Source organism: Pseudomonas sp. GW822-FHT01E03, assembly GCF_058802985.1.
This window is the reverse complement of sequence record NZ_JBXAOQ010000006.1, coordinates 412,362-421,534: the sequence shown is the minus strand read 5'-3', so window position 1 is coordinate 421,534 and position 9,173 is coordinate 412,362. Positions and strand designations below refer to the sequence as shown.

9 protein-coding genes are annotated in these 9,173 nt (G+C 59.4%); 5 read left to right on the top strand and 4 right to left on the bottom strand.

From position 1 onward, the window contains the following. Positions 1-102: 102 nt before the first annotated feature. A complete protein-coding gene (locus AC1RP7_RS15250) occupies positions 103-312 on the bottom strand; it encodes a hypothetical protein (RefSeq protein WP_008052149.1) in 210 nt (69 codons plus the stop codon). Between the two features lie 107 nt (positions 313-419). Continuing rightward, positions 420-986, bottom strand: coding sequence for a dCTP deaminase (dcd, locus tag AC1RP7_RS15245; RefSeq protein ID WP_007940589.1), 567 nt, complete (start codon positions 984-986; stop codon positions 420-422). A gap of 353 nt (positions 987-1,339) precedes the next feature. On the opposite strand from dcd, the gene AC1RP7_RS15240 reads away from it, so the two are divergent. Continuing rightward, entirely contained in the window at positions 1,340-1,549 is a 210-nt protein-coding gene (locus AC1RP7_RS15240) for a cold-shock protein (protein ID WP_002554837.1), read from the top strand. A gap of 149 nt (positions 1,550-1,698) precedes the next feature. Here the strand turns inward: AC1RP7_RS15240 and AC1RP7_RS15235 are convergent, their stop codons facing one another. Further along, the gene (locus AC1RP7_RS15235) at positions 1,699-2,706 is read right to left on the bottom strand and encodes a DUF481 domain-containing protein (RefSeq protein ID WP_493182194.1); all 1,008 of its coding nucleotides are present in this window, start codon (positions 2,704-2,706) and stop codon (positions 1,699-1,701) included. A 130-nt stretch (positions 2,707-2,836) separates the two neighbouring features. On the opposite strand from AC1RP7_RS15235, the gene AC1RP7_RS15230 reads away from it, so the two are divergent. The 4 genes from AC1RP7_RS15230 to AC1RP7_RS15215 all read left to right on the top strand — a co-directional run bounded on the left by AC1RP7_RS15230 (position 2,837) and on the right by AC1RP7_RS15215 (position 7,659). Next, complete coding sequence (locus tag AC1RP7_RS15230; protein ID WP_219733057.1) at positions 2,837-3,223, top strand: MGMT family protein; 387 nt, start codon at positions 2,837-2,839, stop codon at positions 3,221-3,223. 44 nt (positions 3,224-3,267) lie between these two features. Then, a complete protein-coding gene (locus tag AC1RP7_RS15225) occupies positions 3,268-4,827 on the top strand; it encodes an AmpG family muropeptide MFS transporter (protein ID WP_057716135.1) in 1,560 nt (519 codons plus the stop codon). A 143-nt stretch (positions 4,828-4,970) separates the two neighbouring features. Further along, on the top strand, positions 4,971-6,686 hold the full coding sequence (locus AC1RP7_RS15220; protein WP_057716136.1) for a proline--tRNA ligase: 1,716 nt from the start codon (positions 4,971-4,973) through the stop codon (positions 6,684-6,686). A gap of 19 nt (positions 6,687-6,705) precedes the next feature. Further along, the gene (locus AC1RP7_RS15215) at positions 6,706-7,659 is read left to right on the top strand and encodes a hypothetical protein (RefSeq protein ID WP_057716137.1); all 954 of its coding nucleotides are present in this window, start codon (positions 6,706-6,708) and stop codon (positions 7,657-7,659) included. Between the two features lie 111 nt (positions 7,660-7,770). On the opposite strand, the gene dinB is transcribed toward AC1RP7_RS15215, so the two are convergent. Next, complete coding sequence (dinB, locus tag AC1RP7_RS15210; RefSeq protein WP_154909638.1) at positions 7,771-8,832, bottom strand: DNA polymerase IV; 1,062 nt, start codon at positions 8,830-8,832, stop codon at positions 7,771-7,773. Between the last annotated feature and the right edge of the window lie 341 nt (positions 8,833-9,173).

Below are 9,173 nucleotides of genomic sequence, written 5' to 3'. Positions count from 1 at the left end.
CCCCCCCCCCCCCCCCCCCCCCCCCCCCCCCCCCCCCCCCCCCCCCCCCCCCCCCCCCCCCCCCCCCGCTCCCACATTTTTTGATCTGTAGTGTCTGGATTATCAGACTACTGGCGCAGGCGGCGGCTCATCCGGCAGCGTAGGCTCGCCCGGCTCATTAGGCTGCTCGTTCGGGGTATCAGGATCAGGCTGGCCGGGAATACCCCCTGCCATGCTGACGGGCGGGTGTGCCAACAAGGACCAGGCCAGAACGCCAACCTGATTGGGTTCAAGCCTTGCCAGTTCGGCACTGATTCGCGGATCGATCTTCATTCGGCACTCCTGAGCGATGACCCGACCCACCTTGCGCGGATCGGAACAGTACACCCCATAGAGTGTACGCCCGCTCAGGAATTCCCGGCATTTGCCAGACGGTTGACTCAGGTCCGAGGCAGGGTCACGCCACGCTGGCCCTGATACTTGCCGCCACGGTCCTTGTAGGACACTTCACACTCTTCGTCAGACTCAAGGAACAGCATCTGTGCCACGCCCTCGTTCGCGTAGATTTTCGCCGGCAGATTGGTGGTGTTGGAGAACTCGAGGGTCACGTGACCTTCCCACTCAGGCTCGAGCGGTGTGACGTTGACGATGATGCCGCAGCGCGCATAGGTGCTTTTACCCAGGCAAATGGTCAAAACGTTACGCGGAATGCGGAAATATTCGACGGTGCTGGCCAAGGCGAAGGAGTTCGGCGGAATGATGCACACGTCGCTGTGGATGTCGACGAAGCTGCCGGCATCGAAGTTCTTCGGGTCGACGATGGCCGAATTGATGTTGGTGAACACCTTGAAATGATTGGTGCAACGCACATCGTAGCCGTAGCTCGACACGCCGTAGGAGATCACACGGCTATCGTCGCTGCCGCGCATCTGGCGCTCGACGAATGGCTCGATCATGCCGTGTTCCTGCGCCATGCGGCGAATCCACTTGTCCGATTTGATGCTCATGGCGGGTGTCCTGAATAGCGAGGTCGAAAAATTCTGTCCGGCATCTTACCGGGCGCGCCGCCGGGTTCAAAGTCCGCGGTGCAATTCTCGCCGAACAGGCGGGAATTACCTGCGCTGGCGACGAACCGTCACACCGCCGATCCTTAAAACAGAGAAACCTGTGCAAGAAGCATTGGCACGTTCCGGAAAAAGGGTTAAGGTGGCGTCACTGTGCTGCTTGTGTCACTGAGAATCTCTACACGATATGTTGAATTTCGATCCAACCATCTACAAGAATTTTTCCTGCTCTTTGCACTCAGTCTCGGCCAGGGTTCTTCCTGAGTCGCAGTTATCTTTGTTCAAGGAGTTACACCATGTCTAATCGCCAAACCGGTACCGTTAAGTGGTTCAACGATGAAAAAGGCTTCGGCTTCATCACTCCACAATCCGGTGACGACCTGTTCGTTCACTTCAAAGCTATCCAGTCCGACGGCTTCAAAAGCCTGAAAGAAGGCCAACAGGTTTCTTTCATCGCTACCCGCGGTCAGAAAGGCATGCAAGCTGAAGAAGTTCAAGTTATCTAACTTGTACTTGCTTTAGTAAAAAGCCCCGCCCTCAACAGCGGGGCTTTTTTGTGGGCGGGTGTTTTGTCCACACAAAAAAGATCGCCGCCTTCGACAGCTCCCGGGTTGACCCTGCAGGCGCTGTCGAAGGCGGCGATCTTTTGATGCTCTTACCAGGTCACGCCAAACCCTGCGGTGTAGCGTGTCTTGTCCAGATCCGCATCGTCGGCGCCGCTGATGATATCGCGTTCCGCCTTCAGGTTCAGCGAAGCCCAGTCAGTCACCTTGTAGCGCAACCCCATCTCGGCATCGAGCGCGTAGTCGGCCACGCCCGACAGCGGCTTGCCGACCTCACCATTGGTGAAGAACTCGACACGTTTGCCGATCAGGTAGCGGTTGTAGTCCCACTTCATGGCCAGGGCGTAGAAATTTTCCTCGCTGCCATCGGAGAATTCATAGTCCGTGCGGTTGACCAGCGAGCCCAGGGAGAACGCCCCGAGTTCGTTATCCCAGAACTGATAGCCGGGACCGGTACCGACGGTGCGTTGACGGGAAAGGTCTTCGACCTTGTCGCGTTTGTAGACCAGGCGCCCCTGCCAGAACCATTGCTCGGTCAGGAATCGGTCGATGGAGTACTCCGCCCGCCAGTTGTCCGTGGTCACCACGTCGTCCTGGAACTCACGGTTGTACTCACCTTCAGCGGTGTGCCGCCAGCGCCCGTGTCGCGCACTGGTCTTGAAGTCGATGTCGTAGTCATCGGTGTCGTTTTCCGCCCGCTGATAATCCAGCGCGACATCGACGCTGCCTTTCCACACCAGATCCTCGACCACCGGTTTTGGCTTGAGAATCTGCTGGATGCTCGCCAGTTCGACCGTCTTCGGTCCCTCGCCGTTGGCCAGCGTGACCTTGCCGTCGTCCGCCGCTTTCAACGATTTCGCTTTCTCACCACTGTAGGCATCCTGCTTGACCAGCAACTCCTGATCGCTGTCCAGGGTCTTGACCTGTTTCCAGTCGATCGTCACCGCACCGGCGTACTCGGTCTGGATCAGCAGCTTTCCGCCATCGAACAGCGTGATCTTGCCGCTCAGCTTGTCACCGTTCTTCAACCACACGGTATCGGCCAGCAAGGGAGAGGATGCGCCAAGGACGGCGAGACACAGCAGGGATCTGGACAACATAAACAAAATACAGGCTCAGGCTTGCGAGAAAAGTCGGCATTATCCGTAGGAACAAGGCCCTGACAAGGACTGACCCGACTATTTCTGTTGAGTTCATTTCTCAACTTCCTGCACAGGAATTACTCTACAGATGGTAAGGCAAACTTCTTCAGGACTGACGGACGTGACCGATCCAACCGAAGACCCCGAGAGTGCAGCGCAAATCCGACGCACGGCGCTGTATTTGACGCTGGCACAAGTACCCGAGGGCAAAGTCGTCAGCTACGGCCAGTTGGCCGAGCTCGCAGGACTGGGTCGCGCCGCCCGCTGGGTCGGGCGCACACTCAGTCAACTGCCCGGCGACAGCAAGTTACCCTGGCACCGTGTTCTGGGCGCGAACGGGCGTATCAGCCTGCCGGTCGGCAGCCCTTCGGGCGATGAGCAGCGCGCACGATTACGCATGGAGGGCATCAGTGTCCTGAATAATCGTGTTGATATTCAGCGCCATGGCTGGCGCCCGGTAGAGCACAGCGGTTAGAGTGCGCGCTTTGTTTCCGTATTTCTTGAGGCAGACTCCAGCCCATGCCCCGTAAAACCTGGCGCGCCGCGCTCGCCGCTTATGCCAGCCCCTCGACACTCGTGCTGTTGCTGCTTGGTTTCGCCGCCGGCCTGCCCTACATGCTGGTGTTTTCGACGCTTTCAGTCTGGCTGCGTGAAGCCGGCGTGGCGCGTGAGACCATTGGCTATGCAAGCCTGATCGGCCTGGCGTATGCCTTCAAATGGGTCTGGTCACCCCTGCTCGACCAATGGCGACTGCCATTGCTCGGCAAACTCGGTCGACGAAGGTCCTGGCTCGTGCTGTCCCAGGCACTGGTTATCCTTGGCCTGATCGGGATGGGTTTCTGCGACCCGCAAAAGCATTTGTCCTGGCTGATCGCCATTGCCGTCGTCGTCGCTTTCGCATCAGCGACGCAGGACATCGCGGTCGATGCCTACCGTCTGGAAATCGCCGAAGACAACCGCCAAGCCGCACTGGCCGCCAGTTACATGTCCGGTTACCGGGTCGCCGCGCTGCTGGCTACCGCAGGCGCGCTGTACTTCGCCGAAGGTTTTGGCTCCACCGGCTTCAACTACAAGCATTCGGCCTGGGCCGGCACTTACATCCTGTTCGGCGCCCTGATGGTCCCGGCACTGCTGACATCCCTGTTCATGCGCGAGCCGCCAGTACCCTTGCGCACGCAGCTGCAGGCCGGGCGCTACAGCTTCGTGCATCAACTGGCCTCGGTGTTCGTGCTGATCGTATTGCTGGTGTCCGTGCCGGCCATGTTCACCCAGCTCTACAACACCGACTTCGCCAGCGTACTGTTCGAAGGCGAGAGCCTGCTCGACCTGCTGCTGGAGGACCGCGCCTTCCTGCGCGCGATTCTCTATACCACCCTCACCGCCCTGTGCCTCTCGGCCATGGGCCGCCGCGGCCTGGCGCCGGTACTGACACCCGTCAACGATTTCATCCTGCGTTACCGCTGGCAAGCGCTGCTGCTGCTCGGCTTGATCGCCACCTATCGGATGTCCGATACGGTCATGGGCGTGATGGCCAACGTGTTCTACATCGACCAGGGCTTCACCAAGGACCAGATCGCCAGCGTCAGCAAAATCTTCGGCCTGATCATGACCCTGGTCGGCGCTGGCATGGGCGGCCTGCTGATCGTGCGTTTCGGCATCCTGCCGATCCTGTTCATCGGCGGTGTCGCCTCCGCGGCGACCAACATCCTGTTCCTGATGCTCGCCGACATGGGCCCCAACCTGAACATGCTGGTGCTGACCATCTCCCTGGACAACTTCAGCTCGGGCCTGGCGACCTCGGCGTTCGTCGCCTACCTGTCGAGCCTGACCAACCTGAAATTCTCCGCCACCCAATACGCCCTGCTCAGCTCGATCATGCTGCTACTGCCACGCCTGATCGGCGGCTACTCAGGGGTCATGGTGGAGAAGTTCGGTTATCACGACTTCTTCCTGATTACCGCCCTGCTGGGCGTCCCGACCCTGCTGTTGATCGCCTTGCACTGGTTCCAGGAGAACCGCCGTGAAGGTCCGACACCTACACCGGAACCGGTGCACACCCCGGTCGCCGAAGAATCGTAGGGTCTTTACGCAGGAAGAATCGCGGAGGGCCGAGTGAATCGCGCCCTCCTGCCACACCACCGACCGCACGCCTGTACGCCAGCGGATCTCGCCCGTACAATGCTCCGTCATATCTCGTCATCAGCAATCGATAACGGCCAACCATGCGCACCAGTCAATTTTTGCTCGCCACACAAAAAGAAACGCCTTCCGACGCGGTCGTGATCAGCCACCAGCTGATGCTGCGCGCCGGCATGATCCGCAAACTCGCCTCAGGCCTGTACACCTGGCTGCCGATGGGCTTGCGGGTAATGCGCAAGGTCGAAGCCGTCGTTCGTGAAGAAATGAACGCTGCCGGCTCTCTCGAAGTGTTGATGCCAAGCACGCAACCGGCTGAGCTGTGGCAGGAATCCGGGCGCTGGGAAGAGTACGGCCCTGAATTGCTGCGCTTCAAGGATCGCCACGGTCGCGACTTCTGCGCCGGCCCGACCCACGAAGAAGTCATCACCGATCTGATGCGCAACGAATTGAGCAGCTACAAGCAGCTGCCGATCAACCTGTACCAGATCCAGACCAAATTCCGTGACGAAATCCGCCCACGCTTCGGCTTGATGCGCGGCCGCGAATTCATCATGAAGGACGCCTACTCCTTCCACGCCGACCAGCCTTCGCTGCAGGTCACCTACGACCGCATGCACCAGGCCTACTGCAACGTGTTCACCCGTCTGGGCCTGAAGTTCCGCCCTGTAGAAGCCGACAACGGCTCCATCGGCGGTGCCGGCTCCCACGAGTTCCACGTACTGGCCGAGTCCGGTGAAGACGACATCGTGTTCAGCAACGGCTCCGACTACGCCGCCAACATCGAAAAAGCCGAGGCCGTGCCTCGCGAAACCTCGCGTGCCGCTGCGACCGAAGAGCTGCGCCTGGTCGACACGCCGAACGCCAAGACCATTGCGCAACTGGTCGAAGGCTTCAACCTGCCGATCGAGAAAACCATCAAGACCCTCGTGGTGCATGCTGAAGAGAAAGGCAAGCTGATTGCCCTGATCATCCGTGGCGACCATGAGCTGAACGAAATCAAGGCCGCCAACCAACCAGGCGTTGCCAGCCCGCTGGTCATGGCCTCGGAAGGCGAACTGCGCGAGGCCATTGGCGCCGGTGCCGGTTCCCTAGGCCCGTTGAACCTGCCGCTGCCGATCATCATCGACCGTTCGGTCGAGCTGATGAGCGACTTCGGCATCGGTGCCAACATCGATGACAAACACTACTTCGGTGTGAACTGGGAACGCGACCTGCCTGTTCCGACCGTTGCCGACCTGCGCAACGTCGTGGCCGGCGACCCGAGCCCGGACGGCAAGGGCACCCTGGAGATCAAGCGCGGCATCGAAGTCGGACACATCTTCCAGCTGGGCAACAAGTACAGCAAAGCGATGAAATGCGAAGTGCTGGGCGAGAACGGCAAGCCGGTCACCCTGGAAATGGGCTGCTACGGCATCGGTGTGTCTCGCGTGGTGGCGGCTGCCATCGAGCAGAACAACGACGAAAACGGGATCATCTGGAGCGACACCCTCGCGCCGTTCCAGATTGCCCTGGTGCCGCTGCGCTACGAAACCGAGCAGGTTCGCGAAGCCACCGACAAGCTGTACGCGCAACTTACCGCTGCCGGCTTCGAAGTGCTGCTGGATGACCGTGACAAGAAAACCAGCCCGGGCATCAAGTTCGCGGACATGGAGCTGATCGGCATTCCACACCGGATCGTGGTCAGCGACCGCGGCCTGGCCGAAGGCAACCTGGAATACAAGAGCCGTACCGAGGCCGACGCACAAGCGCTGCCGGTCGCCGACGTACTGTCCTTCCTTCAGGCCCGCATCCGCCGCTGATAGCAGATATAGAGACGTCATGTTCAAGCGAAACACCTTAGGCCTCGGTGGTGCCGCCTTGTGCGGCGCCCTGCTGGTCAGCGGCTGTGCCAATCAAATGTCACAACGCAGCGAGCACGAGGAACGTGTCGAGCGCAAATTGCTCGATCACAGCCTGCAGATCGATGTCGGTGAGCCCAAGGTGCTTGAGCTTCCGCAACGGCGGGTGAAAATCCACGAGCAGAAGACTTTCGAAGTCACCGAATACGAAGTCACGCGTCACTATGACCGCTATACGCCGTACCAACCCTGGCGGGAGATTTACGAAATCCCGCTGGGCGCGGTGGCCGTGGTAGCGGGTGTCGGTGCCAACGTGGTCAATGTGTTTGCCCTCGGCAATTTGCCGGACAGCGTGACCAAGGACTGGCTGAGCTACGGTTTCGCCGGGCTCAACCCGTTCATGAACGTGCAGTCCCATGGTCGCGCGCAGCAGAACCTGGCCGGCATTGATGAAGTCCAGCGCGACAAGCGCACGGAGTACTCAAGCCTGCCCTGGAGCGAGCGCCCGGTCGAGGTCAAGGCCGGCAAGGAAACCTTCGAACTGACCACCGACAAAAACGGCGTGTTGCGCCTGAATCTGTTGGACAACCCGTTCGCCGAACATGACATCAATCACCTGAGCCGATTGCTGATTCGTGTCGAGGATGCCAAGGACGACGTACACACCGACTCCTCGCTAGCCGTCAGCAGCACCTTGCGCAGCAAGCTCTATGAGGCCCATGGGCTGATTTATGACGATCTCGAGGGCGACGAAGTCAATCAGTGGGTCCACCGGGTCAAGCGCCTGTCGGAGCTGGGTCTTGAAGAGGAAGCCAGTGAACTGGAACAGAGCCTGATCGAACTGACACGCAATGATCCCGAATTGCAGACTGAGTTCCTGAAGTCACTGGCCCGCAATGGCGAGCGACTGGTAGCGAATCCGGGGCTGAACTAAACGCGAGCAGGCTCGCTCCCACATAGGATTTCAGGTGTTCACAAATCCAATGTGGGAGCGAGCCTGCTCGCGAAGGCGGCCTGACATTCACCACCAAACCTCTGTCTTCCGCTACCGCTCAAACAACTCCATCTGCTCGAACCCACCCCGCAAGTCCTCCAGCCGCACCCCGACACCCAACAACCGCACCGGCTTACCGCCGCGATTGAAGGCCTGGGTCAGCATCAACTGATAACTGCCCAGATCCCGCCCTGCCCCGGCCTGCTCCAATGTAGTCTGGGTGAAGTCGTGGAACTTCACTTTGACGAATGGCTTGCCCGGACGATAGCTGCTGTCGATCCGCGCCATGCGACCGGCCAGGGTCTCCAGCAGCTCGGGCAACTTGTCCAGGCAGCTCTTCAGGTCCGGCAGGTCAACATCGTAGGTGTTTTCAACGCTGATCGACTGACGACGACTGTCGTTGTGCACCACACGGTCGTCGATCCCACGGGCCAGGCTCCAGAGTCGCTCGCCAAAGCTGCCGAACTCACGCACCAGCGCCAACTTGTCCCACTCGCGCAATTGCAGGCAATCGCTGATACCCAGCTTGCCGAGCTTGTCGGCGGTGACTTTGCCGACCCCGTGCAATTTGCTCACAGGCAAACCACTGACAAAGTCCTCGACCTGGTCCGGTGTGATGACAAACAGGCCGTTGGGCTTTTTCCAGTCACTGGCAATCTTGGCCAGAAACTTGTTCGGCGCCACACCCGCCGACACGGTGATATGCAACTGGTTGGAGACCCGGCGCCGGATGTCCTGGGCGATTCGCGTTGCACTGCCTGCGAAATGCGCGCTGTCCGACACATCAAGGTACGCCTCATCGAGCGAGAGCGGCTCGATGATCTCGGTGTAATCGCGAAAGATCGCATGAATTTCCCTGGACGCTTCTCTATAGGCATCCATGCGTGGCTTGACGATGGTCAGGTCCGGGCACAGCTTCAAGGCATGCCCGGAGGACATCGCCGAACGCACCCCGTACGCTCGCGCCTCATAATTGCAGGTGGCGATCACCCCGCGCCGGTCCGCCGACCCACCTACCGCCAGTGGTTTACCGGCCAGGCGTGGGTCGTCGCGCATCTCGATGGCTGCATAGAAGCAGTCACAATCGACGTGGATGATCTTGCGTTGGGTCATAGCAAAGCTGTGTTCATGGCAAGGAAAAGGCGTCATGGCGTGCCGGACAAACAGTATCTCACTGGCACCTGTATATAGCACCAGTAGTCTGAATGTTCTTTTCCAATCGTAGGAAGAGTCGATTGTGAATTTATTTTTTCAATCGAAAAAATACTTTCAATAGACTCGCAGGCCTTGTCCTGCCTGCCTCACAGACCGGTCGACCTCCCCTTTTGAACGCTAAGCGATTGAACGGGAAGAGGTTTTATCGGAATTGGAGGTTGACACCCGAGCGCATCTCTATAGAATGAGCCACACAGACGCGGGATGGAGCAGTCTGGTAGCTCGTCGGGCTCATAACC